The sequence below is a fragment of the Nonomuraea candida genome (genome assembly GCF_000725485.1).
GTDB lineage: Bacteria > Actinomycetota > Actinomycetes > Streptosporangiales > Streptosporangiaceae > Nonomuraea > Nonomuraea candida.
This window is the reverse complement of sequence record NZ_JOAG01000019.1, coordinates 114,077-128,254: the sequence shown is the minus strand read 5'-3', so window position 1 is coordinate 128,254 and position 14,178 is coordinate 114,077. Positions and strand designations below refer to the sequence as shown.

General features: G+C 72.0%; 18 protein-coding genes. 13 read left to right on the top strand and 5 right to left on the bottom strand.

Features of this window, described 5'->3' with window-relative positions; all coding sequences use genetic code 11:
• Positions 1-37 precede the first annotated feature (37 nt).
• Entirely contained in the window at positions 38-730 is a 693-nt protein-coding gene (locus IO39_RS19695; RefSeq protein WP_043625008.1) for a response regulator transcription factor, read from the bottom strand.
• Between the two features lie 176 nt (positions 731-906).
• On the opposite strand from IO39_RS19695, the gene IO39_RS19690 reads away from it, so the two are divergent.
• The 11 genes from IO39_RS19690 (at position 907) to IO39_RS19645 (ending at position 7,075) form a co-directional block, all read left to right on the top strand.
• The gene (locus tag IO39_RS19690) at positions 907-1,158 is read left to right on the top strand and encodes a MoaD/ThiS family protein (protein WP_043625343.1); all 252 of its coding nucleotides are present in this window, start codon (positions 907-909) and stop codon (positions 1,156-1,158) included.
• Positions 1,159-1,343: 185 nt separating this feature from the next.
• Complete coding sequence (locus IO39_RS19685; protein ID WP_043625006.1) at positions 1,344-2,009, top strand: LmeA family phospholipid-binding protein; 666 nt, start codon at positions 1,344-1,346, stop codon at positions 2,007-2,009.
• A 123-nt stretch (positions 2,010-2,132) separates the two neighbouring features.
• Positions 2,133-2,645, top strand: coding sequence for a sigma-70 family RNA polymerase sigma factor (locus tag IO39_RS19680; RefSeq protein WP_043625003.1), 513 nt, complete (start codon positions 2,133-2,135; stop codon positions 2,643-2,645).
• Positions 2,645-3,511 carry an anti-sigma factor family protein gene (locus IO39_RS19675; protein ID WP_043625002.1) on the top strand — a complete coding sequence of 289 codons (867 nt, stop codon included), beginning with the start codon at positions 2,645-2,647 and terminating at the stop codon, positions 3,509-3,511. The genes IO39_RS19680 and IO39_RS19675 overlap by 1 nt, the downstream gene beginning before the upstream one ends.
• 91 nt (positions 3,512-3,602) lie before the next feature.
• On the top strand, positions 3,603-3,980 hold the full coding sequence (locus IO39_RS19670) for a thioredoxin fold domain-containing protein (protein WP_084773125.1): 378 nt from the start codon (positions 3,603-3,605) through the stop codon (positions 3,978-3,980).
• A 78-nt stretch (positions 3,981-4,058) separates the two neighbouring features.
• Positions 4,059-4,142, top strand: coding sequence for a putative leader peptide (locus tag IO39_RS59650; protein WP_350668905.1), 84 nt, complete (start codon positions 4,059-4,061; stop codon positions 4,140-4,142).
• A 58-nt stretch (positions 4,143-4,200) separates the two neighbouring features.
• Positions 4,201-4,503 (top strand): hypothetical protein, encoded by a 303-nt coding sequence (locus tag IO39_RS19665; RefSeq protein ID WP_157548621.1) that lies wholly within the window; start codon positions 4,201-4,203, stop codon positions 4,501-4,503.
• Positions 4,500-5,339: a sulfurtransferase gene (locus IO39_RS19660; RefSeq protein WP_043624992.1), complete on the top strand. Its 840-nt coding sequence runs from the start codon at positions 4,500-4,502 to the stop codon at positions 5,337-5,339. The genes IO39_RS19665 and IO39_RS19660 overlap by 4 nt, the downstream gene beginning before the upstream one ends.
• On the top strand, positions 5,339-5,644 hold the full coding sequence (locus IO39_RS19655) for a DUF1416 domain-containing protein (protein WP_043624988.1): 306 nt from the start codon (positions 5,339-5,341) through the stop codon (positions 5,642-5,644). Before IO39_RS19660 ends, IO39_RS19655 begins: the two co-directional genes overlap by 1 nt.
• A 127-nt stretch (positions 5,645-5,771) precedes the next feature.
• Entirely contained in the window at positions 5,772-6,332 is a 561-nt protein-coding gene (locus tag IO39_RS19650) for an RNA polymerase sigma factor (RefSeq protein WP_052423080.1), read from the top strand.
• Positions 6,329-7,075, top strand: coding sequence for a methylated-DNA--[protein]-cysteine S-methyltransferase (locus IO39_RS19645; protein WP_043624981.1), 747 nt, complete (start codon positions 6,329-6,331; stop codon positions 7,073-7,075). Before IO39_RS19650 ends, IO39_RS19645 begins: the two co-directional genes overlap by 4 nt.
• Before the next feature lie 70 nt (positions 7,076-7,145).
• On the opposite strand, the gene IO39_RS19640 is transcribed toward IO39_RS19645, so the two are convergent.
• On the bottom strand, positions 7,146-7,694 hold the full coding sequence (locus tag IO39_RS19640; RefSeq protein ID WP_043624977.1) for a helix-turn-helix domain-containing protein: 549 nt from the start codon (positions 7,692-7,694) through the stop codon (positions 7,146-7,148).
• Positions 7,695-7,949: 255 nt separating this feature from the next.
• Here IO39_RS19640 and IO39_RS19635 point away from each other — a divergent pair, with 255 nt between their 5' ends.
• Positions 7,950-9,191, top strand: coding sequence for a hypothetical protein (locus IO39_RS19635; RefSeq protein ID WP_043624974.1), 1,242 nt, complete (start codon positions 7,950-7,952; stop codon positions 9,189-9,191).
• Here IO39_RS19635 and IO39_RS19630 read toward each other — a convergent pair.
• The 3 genes from IO39_RS19630 to IO39_RS19620 are packed head-to-tail and all read right to left on the bottom strand — an operon-like array spanning position 9,178 to position 11,976.
• Complete coding sequence (locus IO39_RS19630; RefSeq protein ID WP_043624971.1) at positions 9,178-10,659, bottom strand: hypothetical protein; 1,482 nt, start codon at positions 10,657-10,659, stop codon at positions 9,178-9,180. The genes IO39_RS19635 and IO39_RS19630 overlap by 14 nt on opposite strands.
• A gap of 7 nt (positions 10,660-10,666) precedes the next feature.
• Complete coding sequence (locus IO39_RS19625) at positions 10,667-11,314, bottom strand: hypothetical protein (RefSeq protein ID WP_043624967.1); 648 nt, start codon at positions 11,312-11,314, stop codon at positions 10,667-10,669.
• Complete coding sequence (locus tag IO39_RS19620; protein ID WP_157548618.1) at positions 11,311-11,976, bottom strand: hypothetical protein; 666 nt, start codon at positions 11,974-11,976, stop codon at positions 11,311-11,313. The genes IO39_RS19625 and IO39_RS19620 overlap by 4 nt, the downstream gene beginning before the upstream one ends.
• 169 nt (positions 11,977-12,145) lie before the next feature.
• On the opposite strand from IO39_RS19620, the gene IO39_RS19615 reads away from it, so the two are divergent.
• Entirely contained in the window at positions 12,146-14,101 is a 1,956-nt protein-coding gene (locus IO39_RS19615) for a hypothetical protein (protein ID WP_043624960.1), read from the top strand.
• The last annotated feature ends 77 nt before the right edge of the window (positions 14,102-14,178 follow it).

Here is a 14,178-nt window from a genome sequence, read left to right as displayed (position 1 = left end):
CGGGGTGGATGGGCCGGGTGGATGGGCCGGGTGGCGCTCAGACGTTGGCGGCGTCGGCGCGGTCGGGCACGAAGCGGTAGCCGACGTTGCGCACGGTGCCGATCAGCGATTCGTACTCGGTGCCCAGCTTGGCGCGCAGCCGGCGGACGTGCACGTCGACCGTGCGGGTGCCGCCGAAGTAGTCGTAGCCCCACACCTCCTGAAGGAGCTGGGCGCGGGTGAAGACCCTGCCGGGGTGCTGGGCGAGGTATTTGAGCAGCTCGAACTCCTTGAACGTGAGGTCGAGCACCCGGCCGCGCAGCCGCGCGGTGTAGGTGGCCTCGTCGATCGACAGGTCGCCGCTGCGGATCTCGTCGGGCACGTCCTCGGTCGCGGCCTGCGAGATGCGGCCCGTGGCCATGCGCAGCCGCGCCTCCACCTCGGCGGGCCCGGCGCTGTCGAGGAGCACGTCGTCCACGCCCCACTCGGCGGTCATCGCGGCCAGCCCGCCCTCGGTCACGATCACCAGCAAAGGGCAGTCGATGCCGGTGGTGCGGATCAGCCGGCACAGGCTCTTGGCCTGGACGAGCTCCTTGCGGGCGTCGACCAGGACCGCGTCGGCGGGTGGCGCGTCGATGAGCGCGGACGCCTCCGCCGGGGCGACACGGACCGAGTGGAGCAGCAACCCCAGCGCCGGAAGCACCTCGGAGGACGGCTCGAGGGCGTTGGTCAGCAGGAGCAGGTTGCTCATTACGGCCTCCTCAAACACGCAAGGACCCGGGGGCTACGTCGCCCAGGTCCTGTGAGTGAGGATATCCCACGAGTAAGTCGCGTCCATTGCGCGTCCACCAGGTGAACTGCGCGTCTCATGGAACAACCTCGTTAAGGGCAACGCACAATAGGGTGAAACGGATTGTGAGGCAAGGCATGGCCACGGGAAAGATACGTTATTGGGCTGCGGCCAAGGCTGCGGCCGGTGTCGCGGAAGAACCGTTCGACGCGGCCACTCTTGGTGAACTAATGACGAAAATCACACAAAACCGCGCGGAACTCGCCCGAGTCGTGCGGCGCTGCTCGTTCCTCGTGGACGGCTCTCCGGTGGGCAAGCGGCCCCATGCCGAGGTGGTGCTCGCCGACGGCGTGGTCGTCGAGGTCCTGCCGCCGTTCGCGGGCGGATGAGCGACCGGCGGGCGGCTCATGAACGCGCGGCGGGCGGCTCGTGGGCGCGCGGCGGGCGGCCGGTCGGCGGCCGATGAGGGCCGGTGGTGGTGGGTGGCGGGCGCGCCGGGTGAATGGCCGCATTGTGGGGGAATGAGTGATGCCAGTCGGTAGTCTCTTGACCCCCGCCTGAGACAGGGAGCTCCATGCGCAAGCTGATCATGTTCCTGATCGTGCTCGTCGTTCTCCTTGTCGCGGTCGACCGCGTCGCGGTGGCCGGCGTGGAGCGGGATCTCGCCAACAGGATCGCGGCGTCGGCCAACCTCTCGGGCACGCCGACGGTGACGATCGAGGGCGTCCCCTTTCTCACTCAGGCCCTCTCCGGCCGGTATCCGGAGGTGCGGTTCGATCTCGGCACGTTCACCTACGGGGACGTGCCGGTCAGGAACCTGCGGGGCGCCGCCTACGACGTGACGGCCCCCCTGGCCGACGTCATCCAGAACCGGCCGAACATCCGGGCCGGCCGGGTCACCGTCCGGGGCACCCTCACCAGGGCGACGATCGACAAATACGCCCCGGACGGCGTCAAGATCGGCGGCAACGGGCGGCGGCTCACGGCGTCGGGCGAGGTCACGATGGGGGTCAACAAGGTGAGGTTCGACGCCGAGCTGCAGGTCGAGATCGCCGACGGCGGGATCAGGATCCGCGCGGAGCGGGTCGAGGGCCTGCCCGACCAGGTGGCCGGGCTGATCTCCTACACCATCCCGTTCCAGGGCAAGCTGCCCTTCGACGTGAAGGTGACCGGCGTCAGGAGCGTGCCCGAAGGGCTGGAGTTCTCCGCCGAAGCGTCTGACGTGCCGCTGCGCGGATGATTCTTCGTGGACGAGTCTGAACCGCCGCGCCCCGCCGTACGTGATGAGGGGCGTGAGAGAGCGGAGCGGGCGGACCCGTCGGCACGGCGGCGCGGCACTCACGGAGCCGGCGAAGGCGGCCCCGTGACGGCAGCGGGCACCGCCGACGAGGAACTCGTGAAGACGCTTTTCGACGAGCACGCCGGGCCGCTCTACGGCTACGTGCTGCGGCTGACCGGCGACTCCGGCAGGGCCGAGGACGTCGTGCAGGAGACGCTGCTGCGGGCCTGGCGTCACCCCGACGCCATGTCCGGCCGGCCCATCCGCGCCTGGCTGTTCACGGTGGCCCGCAATCTCGTCGTCGACCAGCATCGTGCGAAGAAGGCCCGGCCGCCGGAGACCGGCGACGAGGCGCTGGCGGTCCTGCCCGCCGACGACGAGCTGGAGCGGGCGGTCGAGTCGTGGGCCGTCGCCGAGGCGCTGGCCGCGCTGCGGCAGGAGCACCGCGAGGTGCTGCTGGAGGTCTACTACCGGGGGCGATCGGTGAAGGAGGCGTCGGAGACGCTGGGCATACCGCCGGGCACGGTCAAGTCCCGTACGTACTACGCGTTGCGCGCGCTCAAGCTCGCGCTGGAGGAGCGGGGGCTGGCGCCGTGATGACCTGCGAGGAGGTGCGGATCGCGCTGGGCGCGCACGCCCTGGGCGCGCTGGACGAGGAAGAGGCGCTGGAGGTCGACCACCACCTGGCGACCTGCGAGGCGTGCGGCGCCGAGCTGGCCGAGCTGGCGGGCGTGACCGCGTTCCTGGGCAAGGTGTCCGAACGCGACGTGCGGCTGGTGGCCAGCCCGCCGCGCCAGGTCCTCGACCGGCTGCTGAACGAGCGCGTCAAGCGCACCAGGCGGGGCCGCGCCCTGCTGGCGGTGGCCTCGGCGGCGGCGGTCCTGGTGGTGGGCGGCACGGTGTGGACGGCGACGCGGACCGGGGGCGAGACGGCGGCCCAGGCCCCGGCGGCGTCCCAGCAGGACGCGCCCCAGGTGATGCGCGAGCAGGGCGGCGAGTCGGCGGAGCTGACCCGGCCGGAGCCGATGCGCACCGGCCCGGAGGCCAGGGACTTCGCCCCGTCGAAGAGCCCGGCGGCGGAGGGGTCGCCGGCCGAGAGCCCCAGGGCGCAGGCCGAGCCGCCGCCGTCGAAGCGCAAGGCGGCCGAGGGGCGCGAGTTCACCGGCGCGAACAAGGCCGCCGGCTACCGCGCCAGGGTGCTGACCTGGCCCGCCGACCCCGGCACCGAGCTGGGCGTGCGGGTCACGGGCGTGCCGCCGGACACGGCGTGCCGCCTCGTCGTCGTCGGCCGCGACGGGCGCAGGGAGCCCACGGAGAGCTGGGTCGTCAGCCGCGACGACTACCAGGACAAGGCGGTCTTCCGCCGCCGGACGTCGATGCCTTTGGACGAGATCGACCGGTTCGAGATCGTGGACCGGTCGGGCCGCACGCTCGTCAAGGTGCCCGTGGCCGACCGCGGCTGACACGGCGAGCCCCGACGGCCGGCACCGCGAGCCTTCGGCGGCCGGCACCGCGAGCCCCCGCGGCGGGCGCAGGAAGCATTCGGCCGCGGGCGTGGTTGCACCTGGCGACGACGGGTCGGACGAGCGCGACGGAGGGACGGTCGGCGTGGGCGGTGAGCGGTTGTCGGCGGCGGAGCTGGGGGCGGGGCTGGGGGAGCGGGCCACGCTGGTGCAGTTCTCCACCGCGTTCTGCCAGCCGTGCCGGGCCACCCGGCGCGTCCTCGCCGACGTGAGCGCGCTCGTGCCGGGCGTCGGCCACGTGGAGATCGACGCGGAGTCCCGGCTCGACCTCGTCAACAGGCTGGGCATCACCGGCACGCCCACCGTCCTCGTGCTCGACGCGGCGGGGAGCATCGTCAAGAGGGCCACCGGACTGCCGCGCAAGGCCGAGGTGCTGGTCGCCCTGGCGGCGGCCGTACCGCCGTCCTGACTGTGAGCCGTCTCACAAGTCGTCTCACCAACCGGACGAGATGTGACAGACGACGAGACGCCGAGTAGTGTCGTCGCCATGAACCCATCGACAGAGCTGCTGACGAAGCGGCGCGCGGTCGACTTCTGCCGCGTCGCCACTGCGCTCTGTCGCGCTGCCTGAGGACGATCTCGCGCGGATTTCGGATCCGCCCCAATCGACCCTTCAGGAGCATCCCGCGATGCGTGCCGATCCCGGAATGCCGCGTTTCCGCGCGGCCGTCACCTCCCTGGCCCCTGCCTGCGCCCATGCCGCCGTCCCCGTGACGGCCGGCTCGTGGCCGCGTGCCGGCCGGGCGGTGCTCCCCGTGTCCGCAGCGGTCCGGCGCCCGCCGTTCGCGATGCTCTTCAAGGCGCTCGTCACGGGCGGTCGCAAGGAGCTCGCCGTCCTCCTCAACGCAGCCTTCGGATTCTGCCATGGCTGCGCGATGTACCTGCTCATTCGCCGACTACTGCCCGCCGCCAACATGGAGGTATCCCAATGAGCCGCTCCGCCGCCCTGGTGGACGCCGACTGGGTCGAGGCCAACCTCGACACCCCCGGAGTCGTCCTCGTCGAGGTCGACGAAGACGTCAGCGCCTACGACAAGGGCCACATCCGTGGCGCCGTGAAGGTCGACTGGCGCCAGGACCTTCAGGACCCGGTGCGCCGCGACTTCGTGGACAAGACCGGCTTCGAGGCCCTGCTGTCCGACCGAGGCATTTCCAACGATGACACCGTCGTGCTCTACGGCGGCAACAACAACTGGTTCGCGGCCTACGCGTACTGGTACTTCAAGCTTTACGGGCACGACAACGTCAAGCTGCTCGACGGCGGGCGCAAGAAGTGGGAGCTCGACTCGCGCGAGCTGGTCAAGGACGTCCCGCAGCGGGCCAGGACCACCTACGTCGCCAAGGAGCAGGACACCAAGATCCGCGCCTTCCGCGACGACGTGGTGGCCGCGATCGGCAAGCTCAACCTGGTCGACGTGCGCTCGCCCGACGAGTTCACCGGCAAGCTGCTCGCGCCGGCCCACCTCCCGCAGGAGCAGGCCCAGCGCGGCGGCCACGTGCCGACCGCCCGCAACATCCCGTGGTCCAAGGCGGCCAACGACGACGGCACCTTCAAGACCGACGACGACCTGCGCAACCTCTACCAGGAGGCCGGCGTCGACTTCGGCAAGGACACCATCGCCTACTGCCGCATCGGCGAGCGCTCCGCGCACACGTGGTTCGTGCTGCACGAGCTGCTCGGCCAGGACAACGTGAAGAACTACGACGGTTCGTGGACCGAGTACGGCTCGCTCGTGGGCGTGCCGATCGAGCTGGGGGAGGCCCGCTGATGAGCACCGCTGCACAGGGTTGCGGAGCGCCGGAGCAGACCGTCGCGCTCCCGGCCGGCATCGACCTGTCCAACCAGGCCGTGATCCAGGGCGTCGTGACCGGCGCCGGCACCGCCTACGCCCGGCTGCTCGACCACTCCGGTGAGTTCACCGGCGAGGTCGTGGTCTCCGACGACGGCATCTTCCGCTTCTTCGCCGCGCCCGGCGACTGGACCGTCCGCATCATCGCGGGCGGCGGCGTCACCCGCGACGTCCAGGTGGAGGCCAAGCTGGGCGAGGTCGCCCAGCTCGCGGTGGCCGTCTGAGCCCCGCGCCCGCACCTCGGCCCGCGTCCCTCCGGGGCGCGGGCCTTCCGCGTCTCCTGGCCCGGTTTCTGGATGAAAGTCCGGATCCGGGTGCAACCGGTCCGGAGGCGGCGGTGTTGTACTGGACGTGAGTGAATTCGACTGTCTCGACCCGGTGCGAAAAGCGCTGCTCGACGACCTCGACGAGGGGTTCGCCGAGCTGTACGGCGCCTACCGCGGCCTGGTCTTCTCCGCCGCGCTACGGTTGAGCGGGCGCTGGGCCGACGCCGAGGACCTCACCGCGGAGGCGTTCCTGCGGGCCTACCGCGCGCTGGCCGGCTACGAGCGCCGGCGCATCGCCGAGCTGCAGCCGCGCGCCTGGCTCATGACGATCCTCATGAACATCTGGCGCAACTGCGCCCGCGCCAAGTCCCGCAAGCCGCCGCCCGACCTGCGCGAGGAGCCGGTCGACGACGTCGATCCCGGCGAGGACGTCGAGGACGCCGCGGTGCGCCGCGAGACCGGGCAGGAGCTGGCCGAGCTGCTGAGCCTGCTGCCGGAGGAGCAGCGCGCCGCGGTCGTGCTGCGGCACGTCGTGGACCTGCCGGTCAGCGAGATCGCCACCGTGCTGAAGATCCCGCAGGGCACGGTCAAGTCGCACGTGTCGCGGGGGTTGAAGCGGCTACGAACACTGGGAGGTGCCCGATGACACAGGATCCGCTGCTCACCGGACTCGCGGCACTGGCCGCGGAGCCGCCGGAGGCGCTGCTCGACCGGATCGCGGCCCGCTGGGTACGCGTGCCGGCGCCGATCGGGGAGCTCGCGGTCGCCTTCACCGACCACGGGGTGGCCTACGTGCACGCGGGAGAGGGGTTCGCCGAGGCGTACCGGAAGCGGTTCGGCCGGCCGCTGCTGCCCGCGGCGCGCCCGCCCGCCGGGCTGCTGCCCGCCCTGCGCACCGGCCGCACCGCCGGGCTGCCGCTGGACCTGCGCGGCATGAGCGACTTCCAGCGCGACGTGCTGGAGGCGGCGCGGACCATCCCCCGGGGCGAGGTGCGCCCCTACTCGTGGATCGCGGCCCGCGTCGGGCGGCCCAGGGCCGTGCGCGCCGTGGGGACGGCGCTGGGCCGCAACCCGGTGCCGCTGCTCGTCCCGTGCCACCGGGTGACCAGGTCGGACGGTGCGGTGGGCGACTACGTCTTCGGCGCGGCGGCCAAGGAGCGGCTGCTGCTGGCCGAGGGGGTGGACCTGGACCGGGTGCGGGCGCTGGCGGACGAGCGGGTGTTCTATCTGGCCAGCGACACGACCGGCGTGGTGTGCTTCCCGACCTGCCACAACGCCCGCCGCATCACGCCCGTGCACCGGCACGGCTTCCGCAGCCTCGCTCAGGCCAGGGCGGCCGGCTACCGGCCCTGCCGCACCTGCCGCCCCGCCCAGGACGTCGCCGTCTGACCGCCGCCCCGCACGTCACCGGCCCGGACCCGGCCGGGGAGGGCGGTGCCGCACGTCGTCGGGTCCGTGGTCAGGGCTTGGTGGGGTAGCGCATGAGGAGGGTGGCGCGGACGACGTCGGGCCCGTGCGCCCGATAGCCGTGGGGCACGTCGGAGACCCACGAGATGTGGTCGCCGGGCCCCGCGGTGAGCGGCTCCTTGATGGGCCCGGCGCTGAGCGTCCCGGTGAAGACCGTGACGTGCTCGCTGACCCCCTCGTGGTGGGCGGGGGAGGTCTGGGTGAGGCCGGGCGGGATGCGTACGCGGTAGAGCTCGTAGGTGACCTGGTCGTCCTCGAAGACCTCCAGCAGCTCGGCCTCGATCGCGGTCCCGCGCATGATCTGCGGCTCGGGCGGGGAGTCGAAGATCGCCCCGATCGGCACCCCGAGCTGCGCCGTGATCGCCCACAGCGTCTCCAGCGTCGGGTTGCGGGAGCCGGTCTCGACCCCCGACAGCGTGGCCTTGCCGATGCCGGCGCGCTTGGCGAGCTCGGAGAGCGAGACGCCGCGCGCCTGCCGCAGCCGCCGCAGCCGGTCTCCCACCACGCGCGGATCTGCATCGATTGCGGGCTGCGGCTCCATATTGTCATGGTGCCGCACCCACCGCGCTTCGGCGCGGGACGGCCGGAATTTCCCGGCGGATAATCCTGCAGATAATCCCTTTGTCACCACGGGGTCCGCACGCGAAGCCCGATCGCCGCTTCAATGATCTTGACGCCGCAGAGTGTTCGGGAGTGGCGGCTGCGTTACCAGGGACATAACGCTACGATTCCACAGGTGTCCGGTTCGACAGGTGTGACGGCGCCCCCGCGACCTGGGCCTACGCCGGCTCAGGAGATGCCGTCGCCGTACTCGCTGCCCCTGCACGCACTACGCCTGGCGGGCAAGTGCGCCCTGCCGCTGATCTGCTGGTTCGCCGTCGGCGAGCTGGCGCGCTTCGTGCTGCTCTACGCCGCCGTCGAAGTGGCGTACGGGGACTACCGGCAGGTGCGGCTCGTCGCCGTCATGACGCTGCTCACGGTCATCATCCTGGTCGCGATGACCGTCACCACCGGCATGCTGTACACCCTGCGCGGCGCGCTCTGGGAGATCAGGGCCAGGGCCGACGACGGCGTGGGGGACGAGCGCTTCTTCCGGACCCTCGACCGGGTGGCCCCGGCCTTCGCGGTGCTCTACCTGGCGTGGGGCTTCCACGTGGAGGACGCCAGGGACGTCTACCAGATGGACATATCCCACCACATCTACGACCAGACGGAGGCCTCCTGGTTCGGTGAGCAGTCCGACGTCGGCAGGGGGCTCACCGACCTGGACTGGCGGGTGTCGCTCGGCGCCATGGTCGCGACGTTCCTGCTGAAGCTGCTGTTCGCGAAGATGGTCGAGCGGGGCAAGGGCGGCTTCTACGGCTTCGCCGCCGCCTTCTCCGAGTTCGCGTTCGTCTTCTACGGGCTGAACGCCACCGTCGCCTTCGCCGACGCGCGCTCGGAGTGGGTGGAGCACCGCAACGTGGTCGCGGGGACCGAGGAGTTCTTCGCCGAGGCCCAGAAGAGCGTGCCGGTCTGGGACGCCGTCACCGGCTGGTTCGCCGACGCGTGGCCGTTCTTCATCGACGCCGTCGCGGTGCCCCTGGCCTGGCTCGCCGTGGCCATGCTGGTCTTCGGCGCCTACTCCGACGACACCCGCGCGCTGGTCAAGGGCACCAAGCTGGAGAAGGGCGTGGACCGCCTCGAAGGCAGCCACGACCTCACGAAGAAGTCGTTCGACCAGGTCACCGGCGGGTTCCGGGACCGCTGGGTGCCGCTGGCCAACTCGCTGCGGATGGTGTTCAACGCGGGCGCGCCGCTGTTCGGCATGATGTGCCTGTGCTACGTGGGCGTGCAGATCGGCGGCCAGTACGCCGAGCGCGGGCTGCGCCACCTCATCGGCAGCGAGCAGGAGTGGGTGTGGACCTACCAGGGGCCGCCGCTGCACTTCGTGTTCAAGATGGCCGTCAACGTGCTCACGATGGCCCTGCTGGCGGCCACGTACGACATCGCCGCCACCCGGGCCAGGGTCGGCGGCCGGTCGCTCAACGACGCCTGAACCGCAGCACGTCGACGTCCTTCTCCATCTTCTCCACGGCCTCCCGGTCGAACAGGGCGTCCGTGGGCGTGTCGGAGCGGTAGGTGCTCGGGCGGAAGCTCAGCTCGACCTCGTTCGCCACGGCGGCGGGCACGATGGCCAGGCCCTCGATCCGGTACTCCCTGCCCACCACCAGCTTGTCCGTCTGATCCCCGACCGGCTGCGCCTCCACCGTCCAGGTGCGCCCCGCGGCGTCCGTCAGCTTCATCTCGCCGGGCGGGGCGGTCATGGTGGCGCTGTTCTCGTCCAGCACCTTCTTCGTGATGTCGATCCGCAGCCAGGTCACCCCCTCGCGGTGCCTGCTGCCCTCGGGGGCCTGGGTGGGCTCGACCGTGGCCCGGTACTCGATGCCGTGCGCCCGCCCCGCCCCGCCCAGGGCGACCACGGTCTCCCTGGTCTCCTTGGTGGTGGTCTTCTCGTAGAAGAGGTAGCCGTCGTAGCTCTGGGCGGCGGTGGTGAGCAGCGACGCCACGATCGCGCCCGCCGCCACCAGCGCCGTACGGCGTCGCTTGGGCCGCGAGGAGCCCCGCTCCCCGCGCGCCGCACCGGCGGCCTCGGACTCACCGGCCGCCTCGGGCCGGTCGGCCACCCCGGGATCGCCGGACGCGTCGGGCGCCTCGAACCCGGGGGGCGCCTCGAATCCGGGGAACTCCTCGGGGCCGGGGGACCGCCGGGCGGCGAACGCGGGGGCGTTCCGCAGCGGCCCCGCCGAAGGGTGGACGGCCGGGATGGGCTGGGTGGCGCCGCCGGCCGGCTCGCGCGGCGCGGGCGGCCAGACCTGCTGGTCGGAGGGAGCCGGCCGCGCCCGCCGGGCGGACGGACCGTGACCCGGCGACCATGCTCCCTGGGGCCGCGTTCCCTGGGCCGGCGTGCCCTGGGGGAATGGCGTGCCCTGGGGATGGGGAGCGTCCTGCGGATACGGCGTCCCCTGCCGGGGCTGGGGCTGGGGCTGGGGACGGGGCGGTTCCGGGTGCCCGTAGGGGGAGCCCTGCTGGTGCCGGGGCAGCCCGTGCGAGGGCGTGTGCGGCCCGCGCTCCTGCTCCTGCTCGAACGGCCGCGACGCACGCCGACGCCGCCCCCGCCGGGGAAGCGCGGGCCCAGCCTCGTGCTCGGCCCCGTGCTCGGTCCCGTGCTCGGCGGCGTGCTCGACCCCGGGCGCGGCGTGGGAACCGGGCCGCCAGTCCCCGCCGTGGCCGGAGACCTGTCCTGGAGGCGCGCCCAGGCCGGGAGGAGGGACCGGGCTGGGCGGAGGCGGCGGGTCGTCATCCGGCCGGTACCCGGTGTCCGGCCGGGTGTCGGGGTCCGGGCGGTAGTCGGTGTCGGGGCGGTAGTCGGTCTCTGACCGGTAGCCGGTCTCCGGGCCGGGGGCGGTCTCGGGGCGGTGCTCGACGCGGGGTGAGAACCAGTCGCGCTCGTCGTTCGTGCTCATGGCCCGATCACTTCTTCACCGAGTAGACGTCCTGAGCCGAGGCGGCGAGCCTGCGCGCGCCCGCCTCGTCCAATCCGAGATCCACCTCGACCTCAGGCAGGTACGCCTCCGAGATGCCCGCCGGCGGCAGCCCGATCACGACGCTCGCCCCGGCCAGCGCGGAGACCGGCACCTCGAACACGAACCGCCCGCTGACCCAGATGTCGGGCTGCACCCAGGCGCGGGCCAGCGTGACGGCCCGGTCCACCCGGTCGGTGGCGGCGAACTTCTTGCCGTCGGCCGTCACCAGCGTGGCCGGCCCGAGGTGGTAGGGCTTGAGGCTGGACTTGGCGGAGGCGTTGACGATGAGGAACAGGTGGTCGGTCCCGATGGTGTCGGTGTGGCTCTCGATCGACCTGGCCGCCGAGAACGAGTCCACCCGCACGGTGAACCGGCGCGCGTCCACGTCCTCGCCCACGCTCCCGCCGTACCTGAGCGCGTCCGAGGCCTCGCCCTCGCTCATGTCGAAGGTCTGGAGCCCGATCGCGCCGCCCACCAGCACCAGCCCGGCGACCGCGTTCAGCAGCCGGCTCCCGGCGCCCGGCCGCCGTCCGGCCCGTCTGCCGCGCCCGCGCGGCGGCCCGGCGACCGCGGCGGCCTGCTCGGTGGCGGTCACGCCGCGGCGCCCTTCTCGACCGGCAGCGTCACCCGCGCCTTGATCTCGGGCAGGAACCTGCGGGAGGACACCTCCTTGGAGATCATCTGCCACCTCGGCACGTCGCTGTAGAAGTCGGGCTGGAGCTCGTAGGAGGCGACGTCGAGGGTGATCTTCTCCGGCGGCTGCTGGCCCTCGGCGAGCCGGTAGCGCAGGACGACCTGGGCGCGCACCCCGGGATGGAGCTGCTGCGTCTCGCCGCCCTTGGCCAGGGCGTAGGCGAACGGGCCGGCGCCCTCGCCGAACGCGGGAGTGATCTTGATCAGGGAGCCGGCGAAGGACGTCGTGGCGAACGCCTGCTCGATCTTCTGCGCGGGCAGGCCGACGGGGACGGTCGCGTCCGCCTGGTTGGTGACGTCGAAGAGCAGCTCCACGAACCGCTTCTCCTCTTCGAACTCGTTCGCGGGAGGCTCCACCGTCAGCCGGGACTCCACGAATGTGGTGGAGTACAGGCCCTGATCGAGCACGGCGCCCGGACCCAGCGGGTCCGGCGCCTCGGGAGCCTCGTTCAGCCCGCCCAGCAGAGCGGTGATCCCGAGGGCGGTCATCGACACCAGGGCGACCACGGGCACCGCTACCGGGCGTCTGGGCTTGTCAGTGCTGCCGCCGGCGGATTCCGTCATGGGTACGAATGGTAATAGGTCTCGTCTGTCCCATCTGCCGCAAAGCTCCCATCGGGCCGGTTGAATTGGCGAGAAACCCTGCCGCTGCGGCACTTGTAACTCATACGCTGTCACGGAGCGGAAAGGGCTGGCCCTACTCCTCATGACATATCCGCGGCCGGAGGGTCACGTGACGGACGTGCATCCCGAGCATGCCCAGCTCCAGGCTGACCGCATCTACCTGGGCTGGCAGTACATCCTGCTGCATCCCGACCCCGGCCCGCCACCCAAACGACCCTCGCCCGTCGAGGAGCCGGGCGGCAGGGGCGGCGAGCCCACCACCGCCGAGACCGAGCTGCTGCGCCGCGAGCGGCTCCAGGAGGACATGCTCAACCGGCCGGTCCGGCTCGTCCGCCTGGTCATGCTCATCCTCACCGTGCTGATCGTCGCGATCGCCCTGTCCGGCTACCTCGACTGGTCCTTCGCGCTGGTCGGGCTCGTCGCCGCCGGCGGCGTGGCGGGCATCTGCAGCTACGCGCTGCTGCAGGGCGACCGGGCGGTGAAGTACCGGGTGCTGGAGCAGCGGGCCAGGGACGAGCGCCGCCGCCGGGAACGCGACAAGGAGCTGTTCCAGGCCCAGGAGGAGCACGCCCAGCGCTACCGCGAGTGGCAGGAGTCGAAGGAGCGGTACGACAGGCAGCTCACCTGGTACGCCGTCGCCGTGCCCGACGAGATCGACCGCGTGGACGTGGCGGGCGGCACCTTACCCGGCTGGTCGGCGCTGATCACGCTGCTCGGGGCCACCCGCCTCTACAGCGGCGGCCACCTGACGGTGCTGGACCTGTCCGAGGGCGCGGTCGCCAAGGATCTCATCGAGCTGGCCCGCAAGGGCGGCGACGACCCGCTGGTCTGGGTGCTGCCCGTCGACCTGCCCAAGCTCGACCTGGGCGCCACGCTCAAGCCGGAGGCGTTCGCGGACGTGCTGGCGCACGTGGTGAGCGTCAGCGAGGAGCACCGCAGCACCCGCGACCTCAGCTTCGACAACGCGATCCTGGAGCGGGTGCTGGAGGTGCTCGGCGAGAACGCCACCATCAGCCAGGTCACCGCCGCGCTCCGGGCGCTGGCTCAGGTGGGCGACCCGCGCGACGACCTGCGGTTCGGGCTGATCACCGCGACCCAGCTCGAACGCATCGGCACGCTGTTCGGGCGCGGGGTCAGCGACCGGGTGGTGATCGAGCGGGCCTGGGCGCTGGAGTCGCAGCTGCGCAAGCTGGAGACGCTGGGCACGCAGGCCGTCCGGCTGCCGCCCGCCCGGCTGCGCGTGGTGAGCATGGACCGGCAGGCCGGCGTGTTCGGCAACCGGGTGCTCGGCACGTACGTGGCCACCGCGCTGACCCACATCCTGCGCCAGTCGCCCGCCTCCGACCGGCCCTGGTACCACACGATCATCGTGGCGGGGGCGGACAAGCTCAGGGGCGACGTGCTGGACCGGCTGATGGACGCGTGCGAGACGTCGCGCACCGGGCTGGTGCTGACGTACCGGTCGCTGACCCCGACCGTGCGGGAGCGGCTGGGCAGGGGACACGCCGCGGTCGCGTTCATGCGCCTGGGCAACGCCGAGGACGCCCGGGTCGCCAGCGAGCACGTCGGCACCGAGCACCGGCTGGAGCTGGCCCAGCTCACCGAGACGATCAGCGACTCGCTGCCGGGCCTCGACGGCGGCTACACCTCCACGATCTCCCAGCTCGACGACGAGCGCGAGCGGCCCGAGGGCGACCACGCCGACCTGGCGGAGGACATCACCGAGTCCACCGAATGGGGCAGGACCGCCGACAAGATCTCGGAGAAGGAGCGCGTGCTGCAGCGCTCGCGCGAGTTCCTCGTCGAGCCGCACCGGCTCCAGCAGCTCCCCACCACGTCCGTGATCGTCACGGACGCCACCGCCGAAGGGAGGCGCGTACGCCTGGCCGACGCGAACCCGGCCATCCTCACCTTCCCCAAGACCACGCTCGGCGAGCTGGAGGACGTGCGCGACGCCGTGCTCGCGCTCGACCCGGACGCCAGGGACGGAAGCGGCAACGGCGAGCCGCCGCCGAACCTCGGGCCACCACCGCCACGCCTGGACTGGCGCAAGGGCAGGCAATGACATGGTCAATGTCAAGGTGACGAGCTGACGGTTGGCGGAATTTAACAAAGAACCGTCTGTGGGGGATTGAAATGCAG

Bases quoted from the DNA above. Each gene is read 5' to 3' on its own strand.
- IO39_RS19640 (WP_043624977.1), bottom strand. From the start codon at position 7,694: ATGGAGCCGCAGCCCGCAATCGATGCAGATCCGCGCGTGGTGGGAGAC.
- IO39_RS19685 (WP_043625006.1), top strand. From the start codon at position 1,344: ATGCGCAAGCTGATCATGTTCCTGATCGTGCTCGTCGTTCTCCTTGTC.
- IO39_RS19620 (WP_157548618.1), bottom strand. From the start codon at position 11,976: ATGACGGAATCCGCCGGCGGCAGCACTGACAAGCCCAGACGCCCGGTA.
- IO39_RS19665 (WP_157548621.1), top strand. From the start codon at position 4,201: ATGCGTGCCGATCCCGGAATGCCGCGTTTCCGCGCGGCCGTCACCTCC.
- IO39_RS19690 (WP_043625343.1), top strand. From the start codon at position 907: ATGGCCACGGGAAAGATACGTTATTGGGCTGCGGCCAAGGCTGCGGCC.
- IO39_RS19645 (WP_043624981.1), top strand. From the start codon at position 6,329: ATGACACAGGATCCGCTGCTCACCGGACTCGCGGCACTGGCCGCGGAG.
- IO39_RS59650 (WP_350668905.1), top strand. From the start codon at position 4,059: ATGAACCCATCGACAGAGCTGCTGACGAAGCGGCGCGCGGTCGACTTC.
- IO39_RS19635 (WP_043624974.1), top strand. From the start codon at position 7,950: ATGCCGTCGCCGTACTCGCTGCCCCTGCACGCACTACGCCTGGCGGGC.
- IO39_RS19655 (WP_043624988.1), top strand. From the start codon at position 5,339: ATGAGCACCGCTGCACAGGGTTGCGGAGCGCCGGAGCAGACCGTCGCG.
- IO39_RS19660 (WP_043624992.1), top strand. From the start codon at position 4,500: ATGAGCCGCTCCGCCGCCCTGGTGGACGCCGACTGGGTCGAGGCCAAC.
- IO39_RS19630 (WP_043624971.1), bottom strand. From the start codon at position 10,659: ATGAGCACGAACGACGAGCGCGACTGGTTCTCACCCCGCGTCGAGCAC.
- IO39_RS19675 (WP_043625002.1), top strand. From the start codon at position 2,645: ATGACCTGCGAGGAGGTGCGGATCGCGCTGGGCGCGCACGCCCTGGGC.
- IO39_RS19695 (WP_043625008.1), bottom strand. From the start codon at position 730: ATGAGCAACCTGCTCCTGCTGACCAACGCCCTCGAGCCGTCCTCCGAG.